Consider the following 26,947-nt stretch of genomic DNA (forward strand, 5'->3'; position numbering starts at 1 on the left):
ACGGCTTAGCTCCGCAACTGCGAAGCGGTGATCACCTGTGCGCCTTCCTCAAGGCCCGAGGTGATCTCGGTCAGTTCGCCATCGGTCGAACCGATCTTGACGTTGACCGGATGCGGCCGGCCGTTCTCCAGCACATAGAGCGTGCGCGAGCCGTCGGTGGGGGCCGTTGCCGCCTGACGCTGGCGATTGCCGCCGGGACGACCCATGCGGCCGGTGAACAGATCGCTGAGACTCCAGCCACGCGCGGCCTGTTGCGCCGGGCGATAGCGGAAGGCGGTTGCGGGTACGGTGAGCACATCCTTGGCTTGCCTTGTGACCACAGAAACAGTGGCGGTCATGCCGGGGCGCAGCAACAGCTCGTTGTTGTCGACCTCGAGCCGCGCATTGTAGGTGACGACGCCATCGGTCGTGACCGAGGCATAGGAGATGTCGCGGATCTCGGCATCGAATGGCCGGTCGGGGAAGGCATCGACGGTGAAGCGCGCATGCTGGCCCGGCTTGACCGCGCCGATATCGGCCTCGTCGACCGCCGCCACCAGTTCCATGTTCCTCAAATCCGCGGCGATGACGAACAGCACCGGCGCCTGCAACGAGGAGGCAACGGTCTGGCCCGGGTCGACCGAGCGCGTCAGCACGATGCCGTCGATCGGCGCGTAGATGGTGCTGTTGGCAAGATCGGTCTGCTGCGACTTGAGATCCGCGTTGGCGATGGCGAGATTGGCCTGGGCGCTGTCGAGTGCGGCCTTGGAGCGGTCGCGCGTCGCGGTCGCCGCCTCCAGCGACTGGTCGGTGGCCATGCCGCGCTTGGTCAGGGCCGCCGCGCGCGCCAGTGCGCTCTCGTTCTCGGCCAGCGTCACCCTTGCATCCTCGACATTGGCGGCCGCCGCCTTGGCCGAGGCCTGCGCCCGCTCGATCTGGACCTGCAGCTTGGCGGTGTCGAGCGCGGCCAGCACGTCGCCCTTCTTGACCTGCTGGTTCTCGTTGACCGAAACCGAGCGTATGATGCCGGAGAGCTGGCTGGAAATGTCGACCTGAGTGAGCGGCTGCAGCTTGCCCGTTGCCGACACCTGGACGGTGAGGTCGGCCCTGGCGGCTGGCACGGTGGTGTAGTCGATCCTGGCAGGCGTGCCGGCATACCATTGATACAGGCCAAGGCCGGCGGCAAGCACGATCAGGGTGAGCAACGCATAGAGCCAGCCACGCCGCCGCGTCTTGCGCCGGCCCTTGCTGTCGAGGCCGAGCGCCGTCTCGATGGCGGAACCTGATTCCGTCTTTGGCGGATTGACAATCTGGTCCACGTCGGACCCCTATTGAAGCGCAATGTCCCTATCCATGCACAGATCAGGCTTGATGGTTCAAATATCAAATTAAATTTCGCCCATGTTGGGATTGAGGCAGGAATGCAAACCCGGAATTACTTGCTTTACGATGTGTTTACGACCGAGCGACTGGCCGGCAACCCGTTGGCCGTGGTGCTGGATTGCAAAGGCCTGGATACGGCCGCGATGCAGGCCATAGCGCGCGAGTTCAATCTGTCGGAAACGGTTTTTGTGCTGCCGCCGGACAACCCCAAGCATAGAAACCGCATCCGCATTTTCACACCCGACTATGAAATGCCGTTCGCCGGTCATCCGACTGTCGGGTCGGCCATCGCGCTGACGGAATTGGAGGGGGAGGGCAGCGCCGGCATTTTCGTGCTGGAAGAGAATATCGGACCGGTGCGCTGCGCCGTCAGCAAGCATGATGGCGCCACCTTCGCCGAGTTCGATCTCGCCAAACTGCCGGAACTGCTGGACCTGTCCGCCGATCCGCAGGCGATCGGCGCCGCGCTCGGGCTGGCGCCGCATGAGATCGGTTTCGAGAATCACCGCGTCGCGTTCTGGTCGGCCGGTGTGCCGTATGTGACCATTCCGGTTGCCAACCTCGAAGCGGCGGCCCGCATCCGGCTGGATAACCAGGCCTGGTCCGAACTGGCGCCGCGCAAGAGCGAATGGGCCTTCGCCAGTCCCTACGTCTACTGCCGCGAGACCGTGAATCATGAAAGCGCGTTCCATGTCCGCATGATCGTCCCCGGCACGCCCTCTTATGAAGACCCGGCGACCGGTTCGGCGGCGGCGGCCTTTGCCGGCGCCATTATGCATTTCGACGGCCCGACGGACGGGGTTTCGCAACTGTGGATCGAGCAGGGGCTCGAAATGGGCCGCCCGTCGCGCATCCGCCTGGAACTCAACGTGGAGGGCGGAAAACTGGCCTCCGCGCGCATTGGCGGCCATGCAATCAAGGTGGCGGAAGGCAAGCTTTTCGGGTGATCTGCCGGGCTTCGCCAAAGGTTTGAGAGACCCTCGGTACGATTTGTCGGGAAATGATTCCGGCAGGGCTGGACAGGATCGGTATCGGCGGCTATATGCCCGCCAACGCCGGTTTTTGCCGGCCGAGTGGGTGCGTAGCTCAGTTGGTAGAGCAGCTGACTCTTAATCAGCGGGTCCACAGTTCAATCCTGTGCGCACCCACCAAATTTCTTCAAAGACTTGGTGGATAGACCCTGAAAGCGAGACACGTTTAGCGCGTCTCGGGCCATACGTCTTATCGTGATCTTTTGACCTGCAACGATGCTCGGCCGGCCTGTAGTCAGGGCCTGTTGAGCGGCTTGCGGTGGTGAGGCCGACGCCCTTGGCTTTCTCGGTTGCTCTATATATATTTCATATACGAACCGTATATGGAGGTGCCGATGGGCATCGTGAACATTGATGATGACTTGCACGACCAGCTGCGCAGGGCGAGCAAGGTATCGTATCGTTCGATCAACGCGCAGGCCGCCTATTGGATCAAGGTCGGCATGCTGTGCGAGACCAATCCGACGCTCAGTTTCACGGAGATCATCGAGCGCGAACTCAGTTCCGCAGGTGTTTCGGCTCAATCACTGGCTTTCAGCGAAGCATGACGAAGCAGCCCCGGGAACTGGCCTTGCTCGCCGAATCCGGCCGGCTGCTGGCATCCGTCTTCGGGCTGCTGGATCGAACCTCGCTCGCCGGTGTGTCGACACTTCAGATCAATGACATGGTCGAGCGTTTCATCGTTCACGATCTCCAGGCCCGACCCGCGAGCAAGGGCCAATATGGCTATGGTTTTGTGTTGAATTCTTCGGTGAACGATGTGGTCTGCCACGGCATTCCGTCGCAATCGGACGTGCTTCGGGACGGCGATATCGTCAATTTCGACATCACGCTGGAGAAGGACGGCTATATCGCCGATTCCAGCAAAACTTATCTCGTTGGCGAGGTCGCTCCAGCCGCCAGGAGGCTGGTCCAGACCACCTACGAGGCCATGTGGATGGGCATCCGGGCTGTTCGCCCGGGCGCACGGCTCGGAGACATCGGCTGGGCGATCGAACGCCATGCCAAGCGAAATGGCTATTCCGTGGTGCATGACTATTGCGGTCACGGCATCGGCAGGGAGATGCATGAGCAACCGCAGGTTCTGCACTTCGGAAAGCCGGGAACCGGCCTCGTGCTCCGCGAGGGCATGGTCTTCACGATCGAGCCGATGCTCAATCGAGGCCGACGGACTGTCAGAACCGAGGCTGACGGCTGGACTGTCGTGACCAGAGACGGGTCGCTTTCCGCGCAGTTCGAGCACACCGTCGCCGTCACGGCTTCCGGTGTATCGGTGCTGACGCTGCGCTCTGACGAACCGGCCGCGCTGAAAAACGCGGCTTAGAAACGGCCCAACCGGAAAGCAATGCTCTTTTCCAGGGCAGCAGCATCGTCAGCGCCAATTCCGCCTTTGCTGCCTGAGCCTATTTCTCCGAAACACCTGCCTCGGCAAAGCTTGCCATGCGCGCATGGCACTCCAGCGCCGAGCGGACGATGTTGACGGCGAGGCAGGCGCCGGAGCCTTCGCCGAGCCGCATGCCGAGATCGAGCAGCGGCGGCAGATCGAGGGCTTCGAGCAAGCCACGGTGGCCCGATTCGGCCGAAACATGGGCGGCGATGGTGTGAGCGAGCCCGGTCGGATGCAGCCTTGCCAGCGGAGCGGCCGCGGCGGTGCAGACGAAGCCGTCGAGCAGCACGGGTATGCCCAGATGCCGTGCGGCCAGCGTGGCGCCGAAGATGGCGGCAAGCTCGCGCCCGCCGAGCGCGGCAGCAATCCCCAGCGGGTCGGCGAGGGCGGCGGCATGGCGCTTCAGGCCGGCTTCGATGGCGACCACCTTGCGCTTCAGGCCGGCGTCGTCGACGCCGGTGCCGCGCCCGGTCCATTTTTCCGCGCCACCGCCGAACAGCGCCGCCGAAATGGCGGCGGCCGGCGTGGTGTTGCCGATGCCCATCTCGCCAAAGCAGACGAGGTCAAGGTCTTTTGTGACCGCATCATAGCCGGCCGAGACGGCGGCAAGGAATGTTTTCTCGTCCATTGCCGGCACTTGCGTGAAGTCGCCGGTGGGATGATCGAGATCGAGTGGGATGACGTCGAGTTCGGCGCCGGCGACGCGGGCGAGCTGGTTGATGGCGGCGCCGCCGCCGGCGAAATTCGCCACCATCTGCACGGTGACTTCCGAAGGATAGGCCGAGACGCCTTGAGCGGTGACGCCGTGGTTGCCGGCGAAGACGAACACCTTCACCCGGTCGAGTTTCGGCATGTCGCGGCCCTGCCAGCGCGCCAGCCATGCGGCGAGGCTCTCCAGCCGGCCGAGGCTGCCTTGCGGCTTGGTCAGCGTGTCCTGGCGGCGGGCAACCGCGTTTGCCGCGGCATCGCTGCCGGCCGGCAGGTCAAGGCAGGCGGCGCGCAATTCATCGAGGGATTTGAAGGGCATGGGGGCAAGGTCTCCAAATGAAAATCAGGAAAGGGCGACGGAAGCGACGAGAAGCACCGCGATTTCGCTCACCTGTTGCAGGGCGCCGATCGTGTCGCCGGTCTGGCCACCGATCTGGTTGAGGCAAAGGGCGTGGAACGCCGCAAACAGCAGGCCAAGCAAGATCAGCGCGGCGATGGCGCCGCCGGGGCCGAGCAGGAGCAGGGGAATCGCGCCAAGCACGGCGCCGGCAATGGCGGTGTCGAGCGAGACGGGACCAGCGCCGGCCGACAGGCCGTCGGACCGAGCCGCCGGCAAGAGATGCATGAAGGCGCCAAGCACCCCGCGCGAGGCGGCGTGGGCAGCCACAAGGGCAAAGAGCGCCTGTGTGGGGTCGGTGAATCCAGAAAGCACGTTCCAGCGGATCAGCAGCGACAGAGCCAGGGCCACCGCACCGTAAGCGCCGATGCGGCTGTCGCGCATGATCTCGAGTTTGCGGCCGCGCGACTTGCCACCGCCAAATCCGTCGGCGACATCCGACAGTCCGTCTTCATGCAGGCAGCCTGTGGTGATGACGGTTGAGACGAGGCCAAGGGCGGCCGCCGGCCCCATGGCAAGGCCAAACCGTTCCGCCGTGGCAAAGACGATGGCACCGATCAAGCCGACGACGACGCCGGCAACCGGTGCGGCCCAGATCGCGGCGGCGAGACTGCGGCCGCGAAAGTCTAGGGCGGGCAGGGGCAGGCGGGTAAAAAACATCAGACAGAGCGCGACATCGTCGAGGATCTGCCGGGGCGAAAGGGTAAGATTTGGAAGCTTCACGCGCCAGCCCTCGCTATCGCATGGAAGAAGGTGCCACAGACATGGCCGCGCCGGTAGCCGGAAGCGCCGATCGGATTGCCCTGGCCATCGGCGAGGTCGGCCAGCGGTTCGTCATTGCCGGTGGCCGTCATCTGCGCATAGTGGAATTCGTGGCCACGGATCAGCGCGCCTTGCGGCCCCAGCGGACAGTCCGCACGCAGCCGCGCCTCGCGATAGCCGAGGTTCATCTTCCGCCTGGCGAAGCTGGTGGCGTGGCCAAGCAGGCCCAGCATGCGATGCGTTTCGCCGGAGGCATCCTCCAGCGCTTCCCCAAGCACCATGAAGCCACCGCACTCGCCATGGACGGGCCTCGCCTCCGCGAAGCGAGTCATCCCGGCACGGAAATTCGCGGCAGCGGCGAGCCGCCCGGCGTGAAGCTCGGGATAGCCGCCAGGCAACCAGCAGACATCGCAATTCTCTTCGGGCGCTTCGTCGGCGAGCGGCGAGAACGGAACGATTTCCGCGCCTGCCTTGCGCCAGTAGGCGGCAACATGCGGGTAAAGAAAAGTGAAGGCGGCATCCTCGGCCAGCGCGATGCGTTGACCGGGCGGCTGCAGCGCATCGGTGAAATCGCCGACTGCCGGATTGAGTGGCGTTGCAAGCGCCATGACGGCATCGAGATCGAGCGACTTCTCCGCCATGTCGGCCAGCCTGTCCAGATGCGCCATCAGGTCATCATATTCGCCGGCCTGGACGAGGCCGAGATGGCGTTCAGGCAGATTGAGCGTGGGATCGCGCAGGATAGCGCCGACCACGGGCAGGCCGATCGCCTCGATGGCGTCGCCGGAAAGCCGCCGGTGCCTCTCGCTGCCCAGCCGGTTGAGCACGACGCCGGCCATGCGCACATCCGGATCATAAGTGGCAAAACCCTTGGCGACGGCCGCCGCCGTGGTCGACTGGCCGGAAACGTCGAGCACCAGCAGCACCGGCAGGCCATAGAGGCGGGCGAGATCGGCGGCCGAACCGGTTCGTCCCGGCGCGGCCGGAATGCCGTCGAACAGGCCCATGGCGCTTTCGAGGATGACGAAATCGGCATCGTCGGCCGCCTGTGCGGCGAGCGCGTTGAGCAGCGACGGCGGCATCGCCCAACTGTCGAGGTTGACGCCGGACAGGCCCGTAGCAGCGGCATGGAAGCCGGGATCAATGTAGTCGGGGCCCGATTTGGCACCGCGCACCTTCAGGCCGCGCCGGGTGAGCGCGCGCAGGATGCCGATGGTGACACTGGTCTTGCCCGAGCCGGAGCGCGGCGCGCCGATGATGATGGCCCGCGCCGTCATGCCCCGCCCGCCAGTGCCGCGCGCATGGCGACGATGCCGCCGACGACGATCAATGCCGGCGAGGCCAGGCCGGCAGCGGCGGCTTCCTCGGCAATGGTGGCGAGCGTGGCGACGACGGTCCGCTCCCGAGGCGTGGTCGCGGCGACGATCACAGCCGCCGGCGTCGACGGCGCCAGGCCGCCATCGAGCAGTGCCGCTGCTATCAGCGGCAGATTGGCCATGCCCATATAGACCACGACAGGCTGGCCGGTGCGGGCGATTGCCGCCCAGTCGATGTCATCGTCTGTGCCGGCGGCGTGGCCGGTCGCCAGGATCACCGCCTTGTTGATGCCGCGCATGGTGGCCGGAATGCCGGTGGCGGCCAGCGCGCTGAGGCCCGATGTCAGGCCCGGCAGAACACGAAACGGTATGCCTTCGCGTGCCAGTGCCAAAGCCTCTTCGCCGCCCCGGCCGAAAATATAGGGATCGCCGCCCTTCAGCCTGACGACGCGGCGGCCTTCACGTGCCAGCCGCACCAGCAGGGCGGTGATGTCGTCCTGTTTCATCGAGGGCTTGCCGCCGCGCTTGCCCGCAAAGAAACGCTCGGCATTTCCGGCAACAGCCACGACATCAGGTGAAACCAGCGCGTCGTAGACCAGCGCATCCGCTTCGGCCAGCGCCGCCAGCACTTCCAGGGTCAGGCAGCCGGGGTCGCCGGGACCGGCGCCGGCCAGCCAGACATGGCCCGGCTCAAGCGGACGCGGCTTGAAGTTCAGCCGCGCGAGCGCCTGTTCGAGCGTTGCGTTTTCGCCTTTGTTGCTGGTACTGCCGTTCACAATCCGTCCCGTCCGCGAAAACGCCGCTGGTAGTGGGCGTCGTACAATGAACTCTCGCCGAAACCTTCCGCCGCCAGCGAGCGGCCGACGAAGATGATCGCCGTGCGCTCCATCGGATCGGCCGCGAGCCGTGCCTCTATCGTCTCCAGCGTACCGGTCAGCACGCGCTCGTCCGGCCAGGAGGCGCGAAAGACGATCGCGACCGGGCAATCACCGCCATAGTAAGGTGTCAATTCGGCGACGACGCGGTCGATGGCGTGGATGGCAAGATGGATGGCCAGCGTTGCGCCGGTGCGGCCGAAACCGGCCAGCGTTTCGCCGGGCGGCATTTTCGAGGCGCGGCCGGAGATGCGGGTCAGCACCAGGCTTTGCGCGACTTCGGGAATGGTCAGTTCGCGGCGAAGTGCCGCGGCGGCGGCCGCGAAGGAAGGAACGCCTGGCGTCAGCGTGTAAGGGATGCCGTGCTTTTCAAGCCGCCGAATCTGCTCGGCAACCGCGCTCCACACCGACAGATCGCCCGAGTGCAGCCTGGCGACATCATGGCCGGCATTGTGGGCATCGAGATACGCGGCCTCGATCTCGTCGAGCGACATCGGCGCGGTGTCGATCAGTTTTGTGCCCGGGGCGCAGTGCTGCAGCAATTCGGGTGCCACGATCGAACCGGCGTGGAGGCACACCGGGCAGCTTGCCAGGAGCCTCGCACCACGCAGCGTGATGAGGTCGGCCGCACCGGGACCGGCGCCGATGAAATGGACGGTCATGGCGCATCTCCGCTGATGGCGATGGCACAGGTGACCGGACCGAGCACGGTGCGGGGACCGAGCAGCGTCGCGCCTTTGCCTGCGACCGCAAGGGCCGATGCTTCGGACACCGATGGCGTGCCGGCCGATTCCTGCGACAGGCTGGAATTGCTGAGCGTTCCCGACGATACAGCCCGAAGGGCAGCGTCATCGACGATGATGACCGGGAGGTTCAGCGTGCGACCGGCGGCAGCAACCGCTTCTTCATCCTTCTTGAGCGCGGCGGTGGCCAGCGCCGAAAGAGCCGACATCGCCAGCCCATGCGCTTCGAGCGCGGTTTCTATCGCGGCAAGCACGTCTTCAAGGCTCACGCCCTTTCGGCTGCCGATGCCCGCGACCATCATGGCTTGACCCGGCTCCCCATCATGGCTTCACCCAAGCCCACTGCGTGACCGGCATCGCCGGCCGCCAGGCCTGCATCGAGCCGACCGGCGAGGCGCGCGAAATGGCGATGCGGGTGAGATCGCCGCCCAATTTGATGTGTTGGGCAAGAAGCAGGGCTTCCATCTCCAGCGTTACCGCATTGGCGACCAGGCGGCCACCGATGCGCAGCGCCTTGATGGCGGCGTTCAGCACTCCGGTGTCGCTGCCGCCGCCGCCGATGAAGATGGCGTCGGGTGTGTCCAGCCTGGCCAGCGCCTTGGGCGCGCTGCCTGCCACCACGACAAGGCCGGGAACGCCGCAAGCGGCCGCGTTGCGGCCGATGCGGGCGACGCGGCCAGGGTCGGCCTCGATGGCGATGGCGCGCATCGCGGGGTGGGCAAGCATCCATTCGATGCCGATCGAGCCGGAACCGGCGCCGATATCCCACAGCAATTCGCCGCGCCTTGGCGCCAGCGCCGAAAGGGTGACGGCGCGGATTTCGCGCTTGGTGATCTGGCCGTCATGGTCGAACAGGTGATCGGCAAGGCCCGATGTGAGCGGCAGGACGCGGGCCTGCGGATTTGAATCAATCTCGATGGCCAGCACGTTGAGCGGATTGACGTTTTCGAGGTCGAAGGCATCGGCGCGGGCCGAACGCTGGATCTCGTCCGGTCCGCCCAGAGCTTCCAGAACGGTTAGCCGCGATGCACCGAAGTCGAGTTCGGCAAGCAGGCGGGCGATTGCCGCCGGTGCATCACCATCGGATGTCAGCGCCAGGATGCGCGCATTCGGCTGCAGCAGCGGCCGGATCAGGTCGAGCGGCCGGCCATGCAGCGAGACGGTCTCGATATCCTGCAGTGCCCAGCCAAGCCGCGCGGCGGCCAGGGAAATGGCTGACGGCGCGGGGATGACATGCATCTCTTGGGGCCCGAGCTTGCGGGCGAGCGTGGCGCCGACACCGTGGAAGAACGGATCGCCGGAGGCGAGCACGCAGACGCGCCTGCCGGCAAGCGCCAGCACGTCGCGCATCTCGGCATCGAAAGGCACCGGCCACGAGTGCGGCTCGCCCTTGGCTAAGGGGGCGACCAGCGCCAGATGCCGCTTGCCGCCGAAGATGATTTCCGCCTTGGCAATCCGCTGCTTGGCCTCGTCGCCGAGACCGGCTAGACCGTCTTCGCCGATGCCGATGATCGTGAGCCATTGGAGTGTTGGCTGCTTCTTGTTTGACATGCCAGCGCTGCCCCTCATCCGCCTGCCGGCACCTTCTCCCCGTATAGAGACGGGGAGAAGGGACCAGCCGCAACGCTGGCGATCCTCCTCTCCCTGTCCGCACGGGGAAAGGGTAAGGGTGAGGGGCGGCGCCGACTTGGTTCACTAGGGTGCCTATGAAGACGATCCTGATCCTTGGCGGCACCACCGAAGCCCGGCAACTGGCGGGAAAGCTGGTCACGCGCGCCGCGGTCACGCTGTCGCTGGCCGGCCGCACGGAAAGTCCGGTCGCTCAAGGCGTTCCGGTGCGAAGCGGCGGATTTGGCGGCGCCGATGGTTTGGCCGCTTACCTCACGGACAGGTCCATCGACCTGCTGATCGACGCCACGCATCCCTATGCGGCGCGAATCTCCACCAACGCGGCGCAAGCCGCGCAACTGACCGGTGTACCGATCCTTGCGTTGCGCCGCCCGGGTTGGGAGCCTGTCGAAGGCGACCGCTGGATTGAGGTCGATACGGTCAGCGCTGCCGTTCAGGCGCTTGGGGATACGCCGCGCCGGGTGTTCCTGGCGCTTGGTCGGCAAGAGGTCGCGGCTTTCGAGGCCGCGCCGCAGCACCATTACCTCATACGCAGCGTCGATCCGGTCAAGCCAGAGTTGGCGGTGCCGGATGCGACCTACCTGCTGGCGCGAGGGCCGTTCCGCGAATCGGACGAGTGCGCGCTTTTGGAAGGACACAGCATCGACATCATCGTGGCCAAGAACAGCGGTGGCGCGGCCACCTACGGCAAGATTGCCGCCGCCAGGGCGCTTGGCATCGAGGTGGTCATGATCCGCAGGCCCGATCTGCCACAGGTGCCTTCGGCTGAGAGCGTCGATCAACTGGCCGCGATGGTGGATCATTTCGTCGAGCCCGCGGCCGAACGCGGCGTATAGACCAGCGCCGGCTTCTCCCCGCGCTTGATGATGCGGGTTTCCGGTGAACCAATGATGATGCAGGTCGCCATGTCGGCCTTTTGCGCGTTGACATTGGCCAGCAGGAAAACCTCGATGCGTTCGTCCGGGCGGCCGGCGGCGCGGCCGAAGATCACCGGCGTGGTGCCAGGCAGGATCGCGGTGAGGCATTCGAAGGCGCGGCCAAGCTGCCAGGGGCGCGCCTTGCTGATCGGGTTGTAGAGCGCGATGACGAAGCCCGCGCCCGCCGCCGCCAGAAGACGCAGCTCGATCAGATCCCATGGCTTCAGATTGTCCGACAGTGAGATGGCGCAGAAATCATGGCCAAGCGGGGCGCCGATGCGGGCGGCGACGGCAAGCATGGCGGTGATTCCGGGAACGACAGCGACATCTATCGCGCGCCATTCGGCCGGACCGGTCTCGATCGCCTCGCAGACTGCGGCAGCCATGGCGAAGACGCCGGGATCACCGCCGGAAACGACGGCGACGTCATGGCCCTCGGCGGCTTTGACCAGCGCATCCTTGGAGCGGGCGAGCTCCTCGCGATTGTCGGAAGCGACGCGGGTCTGGTCGGGGCGCAAATCGAGCCGGTCGAGATAGGGCTTGTAGCCATAGAAGAATTTTGCTTCCGCCACGGCGCGGCTGGCTTCCGGCGTGACCTGATCGGCATTGCCGGGGCCGAGGCCGATAACGGCGAGGCGGCCGCTCATGCCTGCGCTCCCAGGATGCCGGGCCGGCCGGACCAACCGGCGACCAACACGATGGCGAAGTAGGGCGCCTTGTCATCCGGCTTGTCGGCCAGCCGCATCGAGACGCTGCCGGCCATGGTGCCACGCTCGACATAGACGGCGCGTGCCAGCTTGCCGGTCGCCTCCAGCGCCCGCCTGATCTTGGGCAGGTTGCGGCCGACCTTCATGATGACGGCGGCGTCGGTGTCGGCGAGGCGACGCGTCAGCTCGAATTCGCTCATCGTGCCTGGCAGCACGGTCAGTACGTCGTCGCCCTGGACGATCGGCAGGCCGGTCGCCGACCAGCAGCCTGACATGGCGGTGATGCCGGGGATAACCTCGGTCGGGAAACGATGGGCGAGGCGCACATGCAGATGCATGTAGGAGCCGTAGAACAGCGGGTCGCCCTCGGACAGGACGGCAACCATTTTGCCGGCTTCGAGATGTTCGGCGACTTTCTCGGCCGACTCCTCGTAGAAACCGGCGATCTGCGAGCGGTAGTCGTCGTGATCCTTGTCGATCTCGGTGGTCACGGGATAGAGCAGCGGCAGTTCCAGCATATCCGGACGGAAGCGCGCTTCGACGATGGCGCGGGCGTTGCTGTTGTTCCCGCGCTTGGCGAAATACGCCACCACATCGGCTTCCGCCAAGGCGCGCGCGGCCTTCAGCGTCAGCAGTTCGGGGTCGCCGGGACCGGTGCCGACGCCGACGAGACGTCCTTTAGGAGATGCGTTCACAGGCCCGGCCTCGCCAGCGAATTTAGCGCGGCGGCGGTCATAGCGCTGCCGCCAAGTCTGCCGCGCACGATGGCATAGGGCACGCCGTAGGAATTCTCGGCCAGCGCATCCTTCGATTCGGCGGCACCGACGAAGCCGACCGGCATGCCGATGATGGCCGCCGGTTTGGGCGCGCCGTCACGTAGTTTTTCCAGCAGGTAGAAAAGTGCTGTCGGCGCGTTGCCGATGGCGACCACCGCGCCGGCCATGCGCTCGCCCCAGAGGTCGATGGCCGCGGCCGAGCGTGTGTTGCCGATCTCCCTGGCGATTTCATGCGTGCGCGGATCGCGCAAGGTGCAGATCACCTCGTTACCGGCCGGCAGCCTGGCGCGGGTGACGCCATGGGACACCATCTCCGCGTCGCAGAAGATCGGTGCGCCGGCGGCAAGTGCCTTGCGCGCGGCGGCAACAAAATCGGGGGAGAAAACAAAATGCCTAGCGGCTTCGACCTGGCCGCAGGCATGGATCATGCGGATGGCGACATCGGCCTCGGCTTCCGAAAAGCGTGACAGATCGGCCTCGGAGCGGATGATGGCGAAGGAGCGCTCGTAGATCGCCGTGCCGTCGTGGATGTAGTCGTAGGCGGCCATGCTCATTCCCGTCGGTAAGCCTCTGCGATGCCGGCCAGCCCCAGCCTTGTAAGGCAAGCTGCGGCGGTTTCGCCTGGATATCGTGCGCTGCGGATCACCGCCGCGACGCGGCCGATGCCGCGCGCGGCGTCATAGCTCGGCCTGTAGCTGGCAGGAAGGGCCTTTGCCGTCGCGTTCACGACAAGTCCGGCTCCGTTTTCGCCGCCGACGATTGTTAGTGCCGCCGGGCCGGGATGCGCGCAGCCCTTGGCACAGCCCGAAATGTGCAGGGTAAAGTCGAGAATATCGGCATTCTCGGCGGCAATCGTTTCGGCAATGTCGCGCGTCGCGATCCGGCCGGAGGCGCAGGCCGGCGTGCCAGGGCAAGCGGCGATGCGGGTACGTGGGTCGGCGGGGGTGGTAACGAAGCCGAGGGAGAAGGCGGCGTCCTGAAGGGGTTGGTTGGTGTGCGCCGGCTGACCGAGGAAGAGCAAGGCACGGCCCGGGGCGAGGCGGATTTCGGTGGTGCCGAGGTTCGATGCTTGGCTGGCGAGGTCGATCAGCTTTTGGGCCGGCATGCTGCCATAGGGGAGGCCGATGCCGACAGTGTGGCCGTTGCTTAGGTCGAAAAGGCCAATCGGCGTGCGAGGGCGCTCTACGGCGCCCCCCTCTGTCCTGCCGGACATCTCCCCCACTGGAGGGAAGATCAGCAGTTCGGCCGACGGCGCTTCTTCCTCCACGTTGGAGCTTGGCTCGACGTTGGCGGTTGGCGAAAGCAGTGGTGACCGCGCAATCTCCCCCCTTGTGGGGGAGATGTCCGGCAGGACAGAGGGGGGCGCGAAGGAATGCCAGCCTGCGAGAGATGCCAATTGCCTCTCCGACAAATCTCTCGCATGAGCTTCTCGACCTTTCTCGGCAACCATCCTGAGTGCACCAACAGCGATGTCGCACGCTGCGTCCTCATCGACCATGCCGACCGGCTTCGCTTGCCTTCCGTCTCCTGCAATCGACAGCTGCCACTGAACTTCGTCACCCATTTGAACAGCAACCACCCTGATATCGGCCGTCACCGCATCCATCGGCAATTGCCCGCCGCCGTCCACGACCACCGAAACCTTCGGGCCAAGCCTTGCCGTCAGCCCGGCGTCCTCGATCGCGCCCCTGATCCGCTCAGCCAGCGGTCGCGGATCGGCGATCTCCTGGGGATCGATGCCCGCCAGCGGCCCGGTTTCGACCGGCACGCCGGTACGGACCGCGATACCCAGCGCGTCGACTTCCGCCGCCAGCGACCGTGCGCTTTCCGTTGTCAGCCCACGTATCTGCAAGCTGCCACGTGCCGTCACCTCCATGATGCCATTGCCATGCCGCAGGGCGGATTCTGCAACCTCAATCAAGAGCTTCGGCGACAATCCTCCAGAGACCGGGTTGAGCCGCACCAATAGCCCGTCCCCGGTCTGCATCGGCGCGGACAGGGCCGGGCAGGCGCCGCGGCGCGAAAAGGCGTTCATGCCGCCACCCCAAGCGCCTCGGCCTCGGCAATCAGCGCGGCGAGGTCGTCGTCGACCGAATTGCGCAAGGGGTGCCAGAGACCGCGCCGGCGCGCCGACAGGAAGCGTTCGGCGATGACTTTCGCGGCGGCGGGATTTTCGCGCAGGATGAAGGCGCGAACTTCGGGATCGCCAACATAGGCGTCGTGCACGGCCTCGATCAGCGCGCCTGAAATGGCATGGGTGGTCTCGGCGAAGCCGACCAGCCGGTCGACCGTTTCGGCGAACTCCGATGCGCCGCGCGGGCCATGGCGCATCTGACCAGCGATAAAGCGTGAATTGACGGCGCGGGCGCGCACCACCCGCGCTACGGCTTCGCCGACAGAGCGTGGCTTTGGCTTTTGCGGATCGCTCGTGTCGAGCACGATGACGTCGGCATTCCGGCCGATAGCCGCAAGCGCGGCCGAAAAGCCGCCGATGAAAGCGACATCGGCCGACCCTTCGAGAATGTCGCGGCCGGGATCGTCGCCGGTGTGGACGAGAAGATCGGCGTCGGCGATGCGCCCCTCGAAAGCGCCGGGCGCTGAGATGCCTTCACCCCCGGCACCGCCATAGGCATGCGAGGTGGCATCGAGATAGGCGCGCCCGATCTCTTCGCGCGCGCCCCAGTCGCCGCTCGACAACAGCTCCTCGACGCCGGCGCCGTAAGTGCCGGGCGAGGTGCCGAAGATGCGGGGGCTGACCTTGCCATCGGCGCGGGTCTTGGCGGCGAGCGGGTTTTCCGAATCGTCCTCGTCACGCGCGGCAACGGCGCCGGCGGCAGCATCGATCAGGGCGATCTGGGTCGGGAACATGTCGCGGAACAGGCCTGATATTCGCCAAGTGACGTCGACGCGGGGGCGGCCAAGCGTGGCCGGCGGCAGCACCTCGATGCCGGTGATGCGGCCGGTGGCGGTGTCCCATTGCGGCCGGCAGCCCATCAGCGCCAGGCCTTGCGCGATCTCCTCGCCGCCGGTGCGCAGAGAGGCCGAACCCCAGAGGTCGATCACCAGCGAGCGCGGCCAATCCCCATGCGACTGCATATAGGCGCGCACGACCTCCTCGGCCGCCGCCTTGCCGATGTCGTAGGCGTTCGGCGTCGGCATAGTGCGCGGATCCGACGTGAACAGGTTGCGGCCGGTGGGCAGCACATCGGAGCGGCCACGCGCGGGTGCGCCGGCCGGGCCGGCCTTGACGTGGCGGCCATCGAGTGCGGCAAGCAGCGCGGCCTTCTCGGCGCTCGCGCTCTGGCGGCGCATCGCGTCGGGCTCTTTTTCGGAGGCGCGGCCATAGATATGGAGCCCGTCCTTGATAGCGAAATCCTTGAGATCGCATAGCCAGGCATCGATACGGCGCAACGCCTCGTCGGGCGCATCGGTCTTGGCGACACCGGCTTCGGAGGCGAGGCCGGTCTTTTGCGCGGTTTCGACGATCAGCCTGGCCAGACGGTCGCGGCGGCGGCGGTCAAGGCCGTCGGCCTGGGCATATTCGTCGACCAGGCGTTCGAGCCGGTGCTGGTCTTCGTCCAGGCCGGCGCCGGTCAGCGGCGGCGGCAGATGGCCAAGGGTGACGGCGGCGATGCGCCGCTTGGCTTGTGCCGCCTCGCCGGGATTGGAGACGATGAAGGGATAGATGACGGGCAGCGGTCCGGCGACGATCTCGGGGAAGCAGTTTTGCGACAGCGCGACCGTCTTGCCCGGCAGCCATTCCAGCGTGCCGTGGGCACCGACATGGATGAGGGCGTGGACGCCGATCGATTTGCGGAGCCACAGACCGAAGGCGATCAGGGCATGCCGCGGGGGGAGCGTCGGGTCGTGGTAGTCGGCTCGGCGGTCGGCGGAGCGGCCGCGATCCGGTGCGAGCGCGACGGTGACGTTGCCGAAGGTCGCGGCGCGGAAGGGGAATTTCGCTGAGGCCGGCGCTTGAACACCCCCCTCTGTCCTGCCGGACATCTCCCCCTCAAGGGGGGAGATTGGCAGTTTCGACGCTCCGCCTACTCCGGCAACATTGGAGATTGGCGAAACCGGCAATGACAGCGCAATCTCCCCCCTTGAGGGGGAGATGTCCGGCAGGACAGAGGGGGGCGCCTCGCGCAAACCTGTCTCGCCTTGGGTCTTACCCCAAGCTGCTTCGACTGCGGCAATTGCAGCAGTCGGTAACTCTGTAGAAAGACCGAGATAGTCCTCCAGCCCCAATCCTTCTTCGCCGCACTCCAGCAAGTCCAGCAGTTCCCGCGGCGTTCGCGGAATCCCGTCGACGGCATAGCCCTCTTCGCTGAGGTCATGCAGCATGGCCAGCACGCTCGACGGTACGTCGAGGCCGACGGCATAGCCGGTGCGGCCGGGGGCGCTCGGGTAATCCGGAATCAGGATGGCGAGCTTGCGGTGGGCGCGAGATGTCTGCTGCAGGCGAATAAAGGCCGCGATGCGGTCCGCCACCTGCGCTACCCGATCCGGTTCCGGCCGGTTGGCGAAGGCGCGGTGGCCAAGTGCGGGATCGACATCGCTTTCGCCCTTGAAGGAAATGGCGCCGGCGAGGATGCGGCCGTCGAGCTCGGGCAGGACGACATGCATGGCGAGGTCGGCGGGCGCCAGGCCGCGCTGGTTGTTTTCCCAAACGTCGCGGCGGGTGGTGGCGACGATGACCTGGAAGACGGGGACGCCGGCGCGATCGAACAGGGTCTCGACGCCGGGCTCCGCGCCGGACGCGAAAGCGGTCGCGGTGATGATGGCGGCCGGCTTCAGCGTAGCGATGGCGGTTTCGACAAAGGCGAGGGATGCCGGGTCCTTGAGGCTGGAGACAAAGATCGGCACGGGGGTGATGCCGCGCTGTCCCAGTGCCTCAACGAGCGCGTCGATAGGCGCGACATCGGCGGCGAGCAGCATCGAGCGGTAGAACAGGATGGGCACGACCTTTCCCTCCCCCTCGAGGGGAGGGTGGCCCGCAGGGCCGGGTGGGGTCGGGGCGACTGGATACGGCGTTTCTTGAAGTCGGCGCACTTCCCCGGCGACCCCACCCCCGGCCTGCGGCCGGACCCTCCCGTCGAGGGGGAGGGGGACGCCGCACTCGACGACGCCACGTCCTGGCTCGTAGTAGCCCGCTTTGGGCACAGTTACCGGCGCAACTGCTGCTTCATCCTTCCCCAGCAGCCCTGCCAGCCTCTGCACCAGCGCGCTCATATTCGCCGGGCCGCCCTCGCGGAAATAGCCGAGCAGCGCATCCAGTTCCGCGCGCGGCAGCGTCGAGGCTTCGATCAGCCTGAGATCCTCGTCGTGGCTTTCACCGGGCAGCAGCGCCAGTTTTATGCCGCGTTCCCGGGCGGTCGCGGCAAGCTGGTCGCAGCCATAGCGCCACCAGTCGTAGCCGCCGAGGATGCGGACGAGAATAACCCTGGCGTGGCGGGCGACGCTGTCGATCCAGAGGTCGACGGACATCGGGTGGCGCAGGTCACGCAGCGCCGCCAGCCGCATCGAGGGCAGGCGGCCGGCATCCGCCTTCCACGCGGCCGCCAGTCCGGCGAGGTCGCTGTCGGTGAAGGACAGGGTCACGATATCCGCCGGCGTCTGCCGCAGATCGACCGGCTCGGCGAGATCGTCGAGCGAGGCGGATGTCGTGGTGAGGATGTGCATCGCGGCCCGTGCCCGAAAATCAGCCGGCGAGTATACGCTCGATCGCAGGGCGGTTCAGCCCCTTGAGGCCGATGACGACAAGGCGCGAGCGGCGGTCGTCCTCGGCGGTCCAGGCGCGGTCGTAGTAATGGTTGACGCGCGGGCCGACGGCCTGCAGCAAAAGCCGCATCGGCTTGCCGCCGACCTCGACGAAACCTTTCACCCGCAGCACGTTTTCCTGTTCGGCGGCGTCGGCGACGCGTTTTGCCAGCTCGTCCGGATTGGCGATCGAGGGGATGTCGACAATGAAAGTGTCGAAGTCGTCATGCTCGTGGTCGAATGCGCCGTCGTGATGGGATTTGCGGTTCTCGATGTCGTCCTCGACGGCGAGGCCGAGCCCGAGCAGTACGGAGGGATCGACCTTGCCGTGGGACGTCGGCACGATCTTGACGGCACGGGCGGAGTGTTCGTTGACGATGGCATTGGCGCGGGCTGAGCCGGCGGCGTCCATCAGGTCGCTCTTCGACAGGATGATCAGGTCGGCGCAGGCGATCTGATCCTCGAACACCTCCTCGACCGGGTCATCATGGTCGAGGCTGTCATCCCCGGCGCGCTGCGCCTGCAGGGCGTCCATGTCGTTGGCGACTCGGCCTTCGGCCAGTGCGGGGCCGTCGACCACGGCGATCACGCCATCGACGGTCACGCGGCTCTTCACCGTCGGCCACTGGAAGGCCTGGACCAGCGGCTTGGGCAAAGCAAGGCCCGAGGTTTCGATCAGGATATGGTCAACTTTCGGCGTCAGCGACAGGATCCGGTCGAGCGCCGGCACGAAATCGGCCGCCACGGTGCAGCAGATGCAGCCATTGGCCAGTTCGACGATGTTTTCCTCCGGGCAGGTGTCGATGCCGCAACCTTTCAGGATCTCGCCGTCGATGCCGATGTCGCCGAACTCATTGACGATGATCGCGATGCGCTTGCCGCCGGCGTTTTCGAGGAGATGGCGGACCAGCGTCGTCTTGCCGGCGCCGAGGAAGCCGGTGACGACAGTGCAGGGAACACGGGAGACGGAAGTGGTCATGGTCAGTCTTTCAGCAGGTCGAGGGGAGGGATGCGGGCAACGAGGCCGCGCTTCAGGGAATCGGGGCGGCCGCGCCAAGGGATAAGGCCGTCGCTCGAGGTGGCGAAGAGTTTGGCGCCGGTAACGAGGTCGGCGCCGCTGCCCGTGGTCAGGTCGCCGAACACATAACTCCAGCAGCCGTCGCGCAGGATTGCGGCGCTGAGCCGGCGTTTGCAGTTGCCGAGGCATTCGACCGTGCGGACGCGGACGTGCTCGGATGCCGCGGCGCGGCCTGTGTCCTGTGCCAGGAGTTCGCCGGCGCGGGGATGGGCGTCGGAGCCGGTTTCGTCGCGGCAGGACGCGCAGACGATAACGGTGACGCCGGACAAGGCGTCGCCATCGGCGGACGATATATCCGCTGCACTAGCCGAAAAACTGCCGTTGTGGTCCAAAAACCGGGCTCCTTGCCCGGAAACCCGCCGGGCGATCGGATTCTTCTGTCGCAGACGGCAGGTCTCCTGGCTCGCGAGTCGTCGCCTTGGTTAGCCGCCTTCCCGGGAATTCCCAGTGGCTTTCGGCCTTGGCTCTTCGCTTACAGTTGCGGGGACAGCCGCGGATTTGAGACCGAAATCCCGCACCGCATTCCCTCTTAGCCCCAGCCGTTGCGGGCAGGGGACCGTCTGGAGCGGATTTAGGCTTTTACAGGCAGCTGTGTCAACGCGCGGCTACGACATGGCGATGTCGACCAGCGCCGGGCCTAGATCTCCGGCGGGCGTCACGTCGATACGTTCAAGGCCAAGCCAGACCTGCATCTGCTTCAATTCCTCGAAGAGCTGGGCGGCGGTTTCAGGCGGCGCTCCGGGCTCGGCATAGGCCGCAGGCACGCGCAGCACGCTTGCCGGCCGGTCGGCCCGAAGGTCGACGCGAGCGACGATCCTGTCGCCAAGCAGGAAGGGCAGGACGTAATAGCCGTACTGGCGTTTTTCGGCCGGAGTGTAGAGCTCGATGCGGTAGTGGAAATCGAACAGCCGCTCGGTGCGCGAGCGCTCGAAGACGACCGGATCGAACGGTGCCAGCAGGGCGCGCGCTTCGATCTTGCGCGGGAGACGGGCATCTCTATGGAGGTAAGCCGGCTTGTTCCAGCCCTCGACACGCACCGGCAGTAACTCGCCCAATTCGACCAGTTCCTCCAGCCGGCCCTTTATGTCTGCGGGCGACAGACGGAAATAGTCGCGCAGGTCGCCGGCTGTAGCCACGCCGTGGGCGCGGGCGGAAATGCGCAGCAATTCGCGATGCGCGTCCTCGGCAGCGGGCACCGGCAGATCGAGGATCGCTTGCGGCAGCACGCGCTCCGGCAGGTCATAGAAGCGCTCGAAGCCGCGGCGGTGCGCGGTGGTGATGCGGCCGGCCCAGAACAACCATTCGAAGGCGTGCTTGGCGTGGCTCCAGCCCCACCAGCCGCCCGAACCTTTCTGGCCCTCAAGCGCCGAGGCGGCGATCGGGCCGCGATCGGCGACTTCCCGATAGATCTCTTCGATGTAGGCGGCGTGCTCGCGGCCCCATTTGGCGAGGCCCAGATACATTTCGTCGCCTTGCTCGGCGCGCTGCATGCGCCAGCGCATCAACGGGTATGTCTCGACTGGCAGGAACGAGGCTTCATGCGCCCAATATTCGAACACCGTGCGCTTGCGCGTCACGGCGGCATTGTCGAGGAGCGCGAGCGGGTAGGGGCCAAGCCGCGAATAGAGCGGCATATAGTGCGCGCGCACCACCGCGCTGACGGAATCGATCTGCAGCAGGCCGGTGCGGGAGAGAACGCGGGCGAAGTGGCGGCGGTCCGGCGTACCATTTGGGCGGGGATCGAGAAATCCCTGGGCGGCGAGCGCGACGCGCCGGGCCATGGCGAGCGAGATTTTTTCCTTCATCGGGAGCCCTTGCCCTGATCGATTTGCGGATTTTAGCCGGTGATTCCGGCATGCTAGCAGGCAAATGGCGGTAGATATGTCAGGAGATAAAAGTGGAGTAGAAAGTGAAGGAAATCAAACAGGAGCGCATCGGACCAGTTTCTTCCGTTATGCCGTCCAGCCCCGCGTTTTGAACAAGGTTTGACTTGCTTCGCTGGAAGTGCTGCGCTAACCCTCGCCGCGTTGCAGCATAGGCCCCTTAAAACGGTTCAGCGGTTAAACTGTCACGCTTCCGCATTAAGGTCCGGTGCTGTAACAAAAGTGGATTGGCGCCAACGGAAAGCCGCTGCATGAACGCACTTCTCAGTTCGTACCTGCCCATCGTCCTGTTTATCGCAGTGGCGGCGGTCGTCGGCATCGCGCTTATCGCGGCGCCGTTTCTGGTGGCCTACCGCAACCCCGATCCTGAAAAGCTTTCCGCCTACGAGTGCGGTTTCAACTCGTTCGACGACGCCCGCATGAAATTCGACATCCGTTTCTACCTGGTGTCGATCCTGTTCATCATCTTCGACCTGGAAGTGGCCTTCCTGTTTCCCTGGGCGGTGTCCTTCTCGAAGATCGGCATGCTCGGCTTCTGGTCGATGATGGTGTTTTTGGCAGTGCTGACCATCGGCTTTGCCTATGAATGGAAAAAAGGAGCGCTGGAATGGGATTGAACGACAGTTCAGGCACCCGCGTCGCGCCGAAGCCCAAGGGCATTATCGATCCCAACACCGGCAGGCCGGTGGGGGAGGACGATCCCTTTTTCCTCGAAATCAACAATGAGCTCGCCGACAAGGGATTTCTTGTCACCTCGACAGAGGCGCTGATCACCTGGGCGCGCAGCGGCTCGCTGATGTTCATGACCTTCGGCCTCGCCTGCTGCGCGGTCGAGATGATCCACACCTCGATGCCGCGCTATGACTCGGAGCGGTTCGGCGTGGCGCCGCGTGCGTCTCCGCGCCAGTCCGACATCATGATCGTCGCCGGCACGCTGACCAACAAGATGGCGCCGGCACTGCGCAAGGTCTACGACCAGATGCCGGAGCCGCGCTACGTCATCTCGATGGGCTCCTGCGCCAATGGCGGCGGCTATTACCACTATTCCTACTCGGTGGTGCGCGGCTGCGACCGCGTCGTGCCGGTCGACATCTATGTGCCCGGCTGCCCGCCGAGCGCCGAAGCACTGCTCTACGGCATTCTTCTCCTGCAGAAGAAAATCCGCCGCACCGGCACGATCGAACGGTAAATCCATGGCCGCATCACTGAGCGAACTGTCGAGCTATCTCGGCGAGAAAATGAGCGGACGGATCTCGGACGCGGTGTTCGCCTATGGCGAACTCACCATTCATGTCGAACCACGCGACCTCGTCGAAGTGATGACTTTCCTGCGTGACAATGCGCACTGCCAGTTCATCTCGATCATCGATATCTGTGGCGCCGACTATCCGTCGCGGGCCAAGCGCTTCGACGTCGTCTATCATCTCCTGTCGCCGAAACAGAATGTGCGCATCCGCGTCAAGGTGCAGGCTGACGAGGAGACGATGGTGCCGTCGATCACCGGCGTCTATCCCGGCGCCGACTGGTTCGAGCGCGAGACCTACGATCTCTATGGTGTGCTGTTTTCGGGCCATCCCGACCTGCGCCGCATCCTCACCGACTATGGCTTTGATGGTCACCCGCTGCGCAAGGATTTCCCGCTGACCGGTTTCGTCGAGCTGCGCTACGACGACGAAGCCAAGCGCGTCATCTACGAGCCGGTCGAGCTCAAGCAGGAATTCCGCAATTTCGATTTTTTGTCTCCTTGGGAAGGCACGGACTACGTGCTGCCTGGAGACGAAAAAGCCAAGACGAATTGAGGCGCCAGAATGGCCGAAACCTCCGTCCGCAATTTTAACATCAACTTTGGGCCCCAGCACCCCGCTGCCCATGGTGTTCTGCGGTTGGTTCTCGAACTCGATGGCGAAGTCATCGACCGCGTCGATCCGCATATCGGTCTACTGCACCGCGGCACCGAGAAGCTGATGGAGCACAAGACCTATCTGCAGGCCGTGCCCTATCTTGATCGGCTCGATTACTGCGCGCCGATGAACCAGGAGCACGCCTTTGCGCTTGCCGTCGAGCGGCTGCTCGGCATCGAAGTGCCGAAGCGAGGCCAGCTGATCCGCGTGCTCTATTGCGAGATCGGCCGCATCATGTCGCACATCCTCAATGTGACGACGCAGGCGCTGGACATTGGTGCGCTGACGCCGCCGCTGTGGGGCTTCGTCGAGCGCGAAAAGCTGATGGTGTTCTATGAGCGCGCCTCCGGCTCGCGCATGCATGCAGCCTATTTCCGCCCGGGCGGCGTGCATCAGGACCTGCCGCAGAAGCTGGTCGAGGACATCGGCAAATGGATCGATCCGTTCCTGAAGTCGATCGATGATCTGGATGCGCTGTTGACCGGCAACCGCATCTTCAAGCAGCGCAACGTCGACATCGGCACGGTGTCGCTGGCCGACGCCTGGGCCTGGGGCTTTTCGGGCGTGATGGTGCGCGGTTCGGGGGCGGCGTGGGACCTGCGCAAGTCGCAGCCATACGAATGCTATTCGGAAATGGATTTCGACATCCCGATCGGCAAGAACGGCGACTGTTTCGACCGCTACCTCGTGCGCATGGAAGAGATGCGCCAGTCGGCCCGGATCATGCGCCAATGCGTCGATCTGCTGCTCGGCAAGGAAAGCACCGGTCCGGTGTCGAACCTCGACGGCAAGGTCGTGCCGCCGAAGCGTGCGGCGATGAAGCGTTCGATGGAAGCGCTGATCCATCACTTCAAGCTCTACACCGAAGGTTACCGCGTACCGGCCGGTGAGGTCTACGCGGCCGTCGAGGCGCCGAAGGGCGAGTTCGGCGTTTATCTGGTCTCCGACGGCACCAACAAGCCCTACCGCTGCAAGCTGCGCGCCCCCGGCTTCGCGCATCTTCAGGCCATGGATTTCCTGTGCCGCGGCCACATGCTGGCCGACGTCACCGCCGTCCTCGGCTCCCTCGACATCGTGTTTGGTGAGGTCGATCGCTAAATGTCAGTCCGCCGTCTCGCAGAAGCCAGCGTCCAGCCAGCCTCCTTCGCCTTCAACAGGGCGAACGCGGCAGCGGCGAAGCAATGGATCAAGAAGTACCCGAAGGGCCGCGAGCAGTCGGCGATCATCCCACTTCTGATGCTGGCGCAGGAGCAGGAAGGCTGGGTCACCAAGGCGGCGATCGAGACGATTTCGGACATGCTCGGCATGCCCCGTATCCGCGGGCTCGAAGTCGCGACCTTCTACACGCAGTACCAGTTGAACCCAGTCGGCACACGCGCTCACATCCAGGTCTGCGGCACCACGCCTTGCATGCTGCGCGGCTCCGAAGCGCTGATGGATGTGTGCCGCTCGAAAATCCACCACGACCAGTTCCACACCAATGACAAGGGCACCTTGTCATGGGAGGAGGTCGAGTGTCTCGGCGCCTGCGTCAACGCGCCGATGGTGATGATTTTCAAGGATACGTTCGAGGACCTGACGCCCGAACGGCTGGCCGAGATCATCGATCTCTATGATGCGGGCAAGGGGGCTTCGGTGCCGCCGGGACCGCAGAACGGCCGCACAGGCTCCGAACCGGCCTCGGGCCTGACGACGCTGACAAGCGAGAAAGCGATCCTGAAATCGACCCGGGACAGGGAAGCCAGGGCGGCGGCGAAAGCAGCCAAGGCTGCGGCCGTTCCGGCGAGCGCGCCTGCAGTCGTTGTCTCGCAGCCGCCTGCTGCTCCGGCACCGACGGCTCCGGTCGCGCCATCGAAGTCCAGCAAGCCGAAGACCGATGCGCTGGAAACGAGCCCGGCGATGATGACACCGTCGCCGGTCAAGGTCGCGCTGGCCGAGGAGAAGGCGGCAAGCGTCAGACCGCCGCGCCACTCTGCCGCTAACGCCAACCAAGCTGCCCCGGAAGTCGAGGCGGTTTCGAAGCCGCGCAGCGGGCCGAAGCCCAAGTCCGAACCAGCTGGCGCTTTCAAGTCGCCGGAAGCCAAGCAGCCTGTCGCCAAGACGGCAAAGCCCTCGCTCGAAGACAAGAACCGCCCGGCCGGCATCGAGCGCCCGGCTTCGGTCGACGATCTCAAGCTGATCTCCGGCGTCGGGCCGAAGATCGAGGGCATTCTGCATTCGCTTGGCATCTACACCTTCGCGCAGGTCGCTTCGTGGCAGAAGGCCGAGCGCGAGTGGGTGGACGGCTATCTCTCCTTCCAAGGCCGCATCGACCGGGACGACTGGGTCAAGCAGGCCAAGGCGCTCGCCAAGGGCGGCGTCGCCGAATACATCCGCGTTTTCGGCAAGAAGCCGGTCTGAGGGACGAACAATGCTTCAGGACAAAGACCGTATCTTCACCAACATCTACGGCCTCTTCGACAAGTCGCTGGCCGGCGCGATGGCGCGTGGCGCCTGGGACAACACCCCCGGCATCGTTGCCAAGGGGCGCGACTGGATCGTCAACGAGATGAAGGCGTCGGGACTGCGCGGCCGTGGCGGCGCCGGCTTCCCGACGGGCCTCAAATGGTCGTTCATGCCCAAGCAGAGCGACGGCCGTCCGAGCTATCTGGTCATCAATGCCGACGAATCCGAGCCCGGCACCTGTAAGGACCGCGACATCCTGCGCAATGACCCGCACACGCTGGTCGAGGGCGCGTTGCTCGCCGGCTTCGCCATGGGGGCGGTTGCCGCCTACATCTATGTGCGCGGCGAGTTCATCCGCGAGCGCGAGGCGCTGCAGCGCGCCATCGACGAGGCCTATGAGGCCAAGCTGATCGGCAAGGGCAACACCTCCGGCTACGATTTCGACGTCTATATGCACCACGGCGCCGGCGCTTATATCTGCGGCGAGGAAACGGCGCTTCTGGAAAGCCTCGAGGGCAAGAAGGGCCAGCCCAGGCTGAAGCCGCCATTCCCGGCCAATGTCGGCCTCTATGGCTGCCCGACCACCGTCAACAATGTCGAATCGATCGCTGTGGCGCCGACCATCCTGCGCCGTGGCGCGGCATGGTTCTCGTCCTTCGGCCGGCCGAACAATGTCGGCACCAAGCTGTTCTGCGTCTCCGGCCACGTCAACAATCCGTGCACCGTCGAAGAGGCGATGTCGATCCCGTTCCGTGAGCTGATCGAGACGCATTGCGGCGGTATTCGCGGCGGCTGGGACAATCTGCTTGCCGTCATTCCGGGCGGCGCCTCGGTGCCGCTGGTACCGGCCGAGCAGATCATCGACACGCCGATGGACTTCGACGCGCTGCGCGACCTCAAATCCGGCCTCGGCACGGCGGCCGTCATCGTTATGGACAAGTCGACCGATGTCGTGAAGGCGATCGCGCGGCTGTCCTACTTCTACAAGCATGAGAGCTGCGGCCAGTGCACGCCATGCCGCGAAGGCACCGGCTGGATGTGGCGGGTGATGGAGCGCCTGGTGCGCGGCGAGGCGCAGAAGCGCGAGATCGACATGCTGCTGGACGTCACCAAGCAGGTCGAGGGTCACACGATCTGCGCGCTGGGCGATGCGGCGGCGTGGCCGATCCAGGGTCTGATGCGGCATTTCCGCGGCGAGGTGGAGCGGCGCATCGACGAGTTTTCGCGCAACGCGCACCGGGCCGAACCGGTGATGGTGGCGGCGGAATAG

25 protein-coding genes, 1 tRNA gene, 1 pseudogene and 1 riboswitch are annotated in these 26,947 nt (G+C 65.4%); of the genes and pseudogenes, 11 read left to right on the top strand and 16 right to left on the bottom strand.

Annotated elements, in window-relative coordinates; genetic code table 11:
• Window positions 1–5: 5 nt before the first annotated feature.
• Window positions 6–1,298 (bottom strand): efflux RND transporter periplasmic adaptor subunit, encoded by a 1,293-nt coding sequence (locus FJ934_RS15335; protein ID WP_140610450.1) that lies wholly within the window; start codon window positions 1,296–1,298, stop codon window positions 6–8.
• A gap of 102 nt (window positions 1,299–1,400) precedes the next feature.
• Between FJ934_RS15335 and FJ934_RS15340 the strand changes: the two genes are divergently transcribed.
• The 4 genes from FJ934_RS15340 (at window position 1,401) to map (ending at window position 3,717) form a co-directional block, all read left to right on the top strand.
• A complete protein-coding gene (locus FJ934_RS15340) occupies window positions 1,401–2,309 on the top strand; it encodes a PhzF family phenazine biosynthesis protein (RefSeq protein ID WP_140610516.1) in 909 nt (302 codons plus the stop codon).
• A gap of 128 nt (window positions 2,310–2,437) precedes the next feature.
• A tRNA-Lys gene (locus FJ934_RS15345) sits at window positions 2,438–2,513 on the top strand.
• A gap of 215 nt (window positions 2,514–2,728) precedes the next feature.
• The gene (locus tag FJ934_RS15350; RefSeq protein WP_140610451.1) at window positions 2,729–2,941 is read left to right on the top strand and encodes a ParD-like family protein; all 213 of its coding nucleotides are present in this window, start codon (window positions 2,729–2,731) and stop codon (window positions 2,939–2,941) included.
• The gene (gene map / locus FJ934_RS15355; RefSeq protein WP_140610452.1) at window positions 2,938–3,717 is read left to right on the top strand and encodes a type I methionyl aminopeptidase; all 780 of its coding nucleotides are present in this window, start codon (window positions 2,938–2,940) and stop codon (window positions 3,715–3,717) included. Before FJ934_RS15350 ends, map begins: the two co-directional genes overlap by 4 nt.
• 79 nt (window positions 3,718–3,796) lie before the next feature.
• Here map and cobT read toward each other — a convergent pair whose 3' ends face one another.
• From cobT to cbiE, 7 genes are read right to left on the bottom strand one after another with little or no spacing between them, the layout of a single operon-like run.
• Window positions 3,797–4,807 (bottom strand): nicotinate-nucleotide--dimethylbenzimidazole phosphoribosyltransferase, encoded by a 1,011-nt coding sequence (cobT, locus tag FJ934_RS15360; RefSeq protein ID WP_140610453.1) that lies wholly within the window; start codon window positions 4,805–4,807, stop codon window positions 3,797–3,799.
• A gap of 24 nt (window positions 4,808–4,831) precedes the next feature.
• Window positions 4,832–5,608 (bottom strand): adenosylcobinamide-GDP ribazoletransferase, encoded by a 777-nt coding sequence (locus FJ934_RS15365; RefSeq protein ID WP_140610454.1) that lies wholly within the window; start codon window positions 5,606–5,608, stop codon window positions 4,832–4,834.
• Window positions 5,605–6,924, bottom strand: a complete 1,320-nt coding sequence (locus tag FJ934_RS15370) for a cobyrinate a,c-diamide synthase (RefSeq protein ID WP_140610455.1) — start codon at window positions 6,922–6,924, stop codon at window positions 5,605–5,607. The genes FJ934_RS15365 and FJ934_RS15370 overlap by 4 nt, the downstream gene beginning before the upstream one ends.
• The gene (gene cobA, locus FJ934_RS15375; RefSeq protein ID WP_140610456.1) at window positions 6,921–7,739 is read right to left on the bottom strand and encodes a uroporphyrinogen-III C-methyltransferase; all 819 of its coding nucleotides are present in this window, start codon (window positions 7,737–7,739) and stop codon (window positions 6,921–6,923) included. The genes FJ934_RS15370 and cobA overlap by 4 nt, the downstream gene beginning before the upstream one ends.
• Window positions 7,736–8,500: a precorrin-4 C(11)-methyltransferase gene (gene cobM, locus FJ934_RS15380; RefSeq protein ID WP_140610457.1), complete on the bottom strand. Its 765-nt coding sequence runs from the start codon at window positions 8,498–8,500 to the stop codon at window positions 7,736–7,738. The genes cobA and cobM overlap by 4 nt, the downstream gene beginning before the upstream one ends.
• On the bottom strand, window positions 8,497–8,883 hold the full coding sequence (locus FJ934_RS15385) for a cobalamin biosynthesis protein (protein WP_140610458.1): 387 nt from the start codon (window positions 8,881–8,883) through the stop codon (window positions 8,497–8,499). Before FJ934_RS15385 ends, cobM begins: the two co-directional genes overlap by 4 nt.
• 19 nt (window positions 8,884–8,902) lie before the next feature.
• Window positions 8,903–10,132, bottom strand: a complete 1,230-nt coding sequence (gene cbiE / locus FJ934_RS15390) for a precorrin-6y C5,15-methyltransferase (decarboxylating) subunit CbiE (protein WP_140610459.1) — start codon at window positions 10,130–10,132, stop codon at window positions 8,903–8,905.
• 155 nt (window positions 10,133–10,287) lie between these two features.
• Here cbiE and FJ934_RS15395 point away from each other — a divergent pair, with 155 nt between their 5' ends.
• Complete coding sequence (locus FJ934_RS15395; RefSeq protein ID WP_140610460.1) at window positions 10,288–11,046, top strand: cobalt-precorrin-6A reductase; 759 nt, start codon at window positions 10,288–10,290, stop codon at window positions 11,044–11,046.
• On the opposite strand, the gene FJ934_RS15400 is transcribed toward FJ934_RS15395, so the two are convergent.
• The 8 genes and pseudogenes from FJ934_RS15400 to FJ934_RS15435 all read right to left on the bottom strand — a co-directional run bounded on the left by FJ934_RS15400 (window position 11,010) and on the right by FJ934_RS15435 (window position 21,253).
• Window positions 11,010–11,774, bottom strand: a complete 765-nt coding sequence (locus FJ934_RS15400) for a precorrin-3B C(17)-methyltransferase (RefSeq protein WP_140610461.1) — start codon at window positions 11,772–11,774, stop codon at window positions 11,010–11,012. The genes FJ934_RS15395 and FJ934_RS15400 overlap by 37 nt on opposite strands.
• Window positions 11,771–12,529, bottom strand: a complete 759-nt coding sequence (locus FJ934_RS15405; protein WP_140610462.1) for a precorrin-2 C(20)-methyltransferase — start codon at window positions 12,527–12,529, stop codon at window positions 11,771–11,773. The genes FJ934_RS15400 and FJ934_RS15405 overlap by 4 nt, the downstream gene beginning before the upstream one ends.
• Window positions 12,526–13,158, bottom strand: coding sequence for a precorrin-8X methylmutase (locus FJ934_RS15410; protein WP_140610463.1), 633 nt, complete (start codon window positions 13,156–13,158; stop codon window positions 12,526–12,528). Before FJ934_RS15410 ends, FJ934_RS15405 begins: the two co-directional genes overlap by 4 nt.
• 5 nt (window positions 13,159–13,163) lie before the next feature.
• Window positions 13,164–14,645: pseudogene (gene cobG / locus FJ934_RS15415) on the bottom strand (precorrin-3B synthase); the annotation flags it as partial.
• Window positions 14,642–18,292 carry a cobaltochelatase subunit CobN gene (locus tag FJ934_RS15420; RefSeq protein ID WP_140610465.1) on the bottom strand — a complete coding sequence of 1,217 codons (3,651 nt, stop codon included), beginning with the start codon at window positions 18,290–18,292 and terminating at the stop codon, window positions 14,642–14,644. The gene FJ934_RS15420 and the pseudogene cobG, both read right to left, overlap by 4 nt.
• A gap of 19 nt (window positions 18,293–18,311) precedes the next feature.
• Entirely contained in the window at window positions 18,312–19,349 is a 1,038-nt protein-coding gene (cobW, locus tag FJ934_RS15425) for a cobalamin biosynthesis protein CobW (RefSeq protein WP_140610466.1), read from the bottom strand.
• Between the two features lie 2 nt (window positions 19,350–19,351).
• Entirely contained in the window at window positions 19,352–19,780 is a 429-nt protein-coding gene (locus FJ934_RS15430) for a DUF1636 family protein (protein ID WP_140610467.1), read from the bottom strand.
• A gap of 38 nt (window positions 19,781–19,818) precedes the next feature.
• Window positions 19,819–20,024: riboswitch (cobalamin riboswitch) on the bottom strand.
• A 29-nt stretch (window positions 20,025–20,053) separates the two neighbouring features.
• Entirely contained in the window at window positions 20,054–21,253 is a 1,200-nt protein-coding gene (locus FJ934_RS15435) for a winged helix-turn-helix domain-containing protein (RefSeq protein WP_140610468.1), read from the bottom strand.
• A gap of 329 nt (window positions 21,254–21,582) precedes the next feature.
• Here FJ934_RS15435 and FJ934_RS15440 point away from each other — a divergent pair, with 329 nt between their 5' ends.
• From FJ934_RS15440 to nuoF, 6 genes are read left to right on the top strand one after another with little or no spacing between them, the layout of a single operon-like run.
• Window positions 21,583–21,948, top strand: coding sequence for an NADH-quinone oxidoreductase subunit A (locus FJ934_RS15440; RefSeq protein WP_140610469.1), 366 nt, complete (start codon window positions 21,583–21,585; stop codon window positions 21,946–21,948).
• Window positions 21,939–22,520 carry an NADH-quinone oxidoreductase subunit B gene (locus tag FJ934_RS15445; protein ID WP_140610470.1) on the top strand — a complete coding sequence of 194 codons (582 nt, stop codon included), beginning with the start codon at window positions 21,939–21,941 and terminating at the stop codon, window positions 22,518–22,520. The genes FJ934_RS15440 and FJ934_RS15445 overlap by 10 nt, the downstream gene beginning before the upstream one ends.
• A 4-nt stretch (window positions 22,521–22,524) precedes the next feature.
• Window positions 22,525–23,130, top strand: coding sequence for an NADH-quinone oxidoreductase subunit C (locus FJ934_RS15450; protein WP_140610471.1), 606 nt, complete (start codon window positions 22,525–22,527; stop codon window positions 23,128–23,130).
• Window positions 23,131–23,139: 9 nt separating this feature from the next.
• Complete coding sequence (locus tag FJ934_RS15455; protein ID WP_140610472.1) at window positions 23,140–24,330, top strand: NADH-quinone oxidoreductase subunit D; 1,191 nt, start codon at window positions 23,140–23,142, stop codon at window positions 24,328–24,330.
• Window positions 24,331–25,632, top strand: a complete 1,302-nt coding sequence (locus FJ934_RS15460; protein WP_140610473.1) for an NADH-quinone oxidoreductase subunit E — start codon at window positions 24,331–24,333, stop codon at window positions 25,630–25,632. It abuts the gene before it with no gap.
• Between the two features lie 10 nt (window positions 25,633–25,642).
• The gene (gene nuoF / locus FJ934_RS15465) at window positions 25,643–26,947 is read left to right on the top strand and encodes an NADH-quinone oxidoreductase subunit NuoF (RefSeq protein ID WP_140610474.1); all 1,305 of its coding nucleotides are present in this window, start codon (window positions 25,643–25,645) and stop codon (window positions 26,945–26,947) included.

Source organism: Mesorhizobium sp. B2-4-12, from assembly GCF_006441575.1.
Taxonomy (GTDB): Bacteria; Pseudomonadota; Alphaproteobacteria; order Rhizobiales; family Rhizobiaceae; genus Mesorhizobium.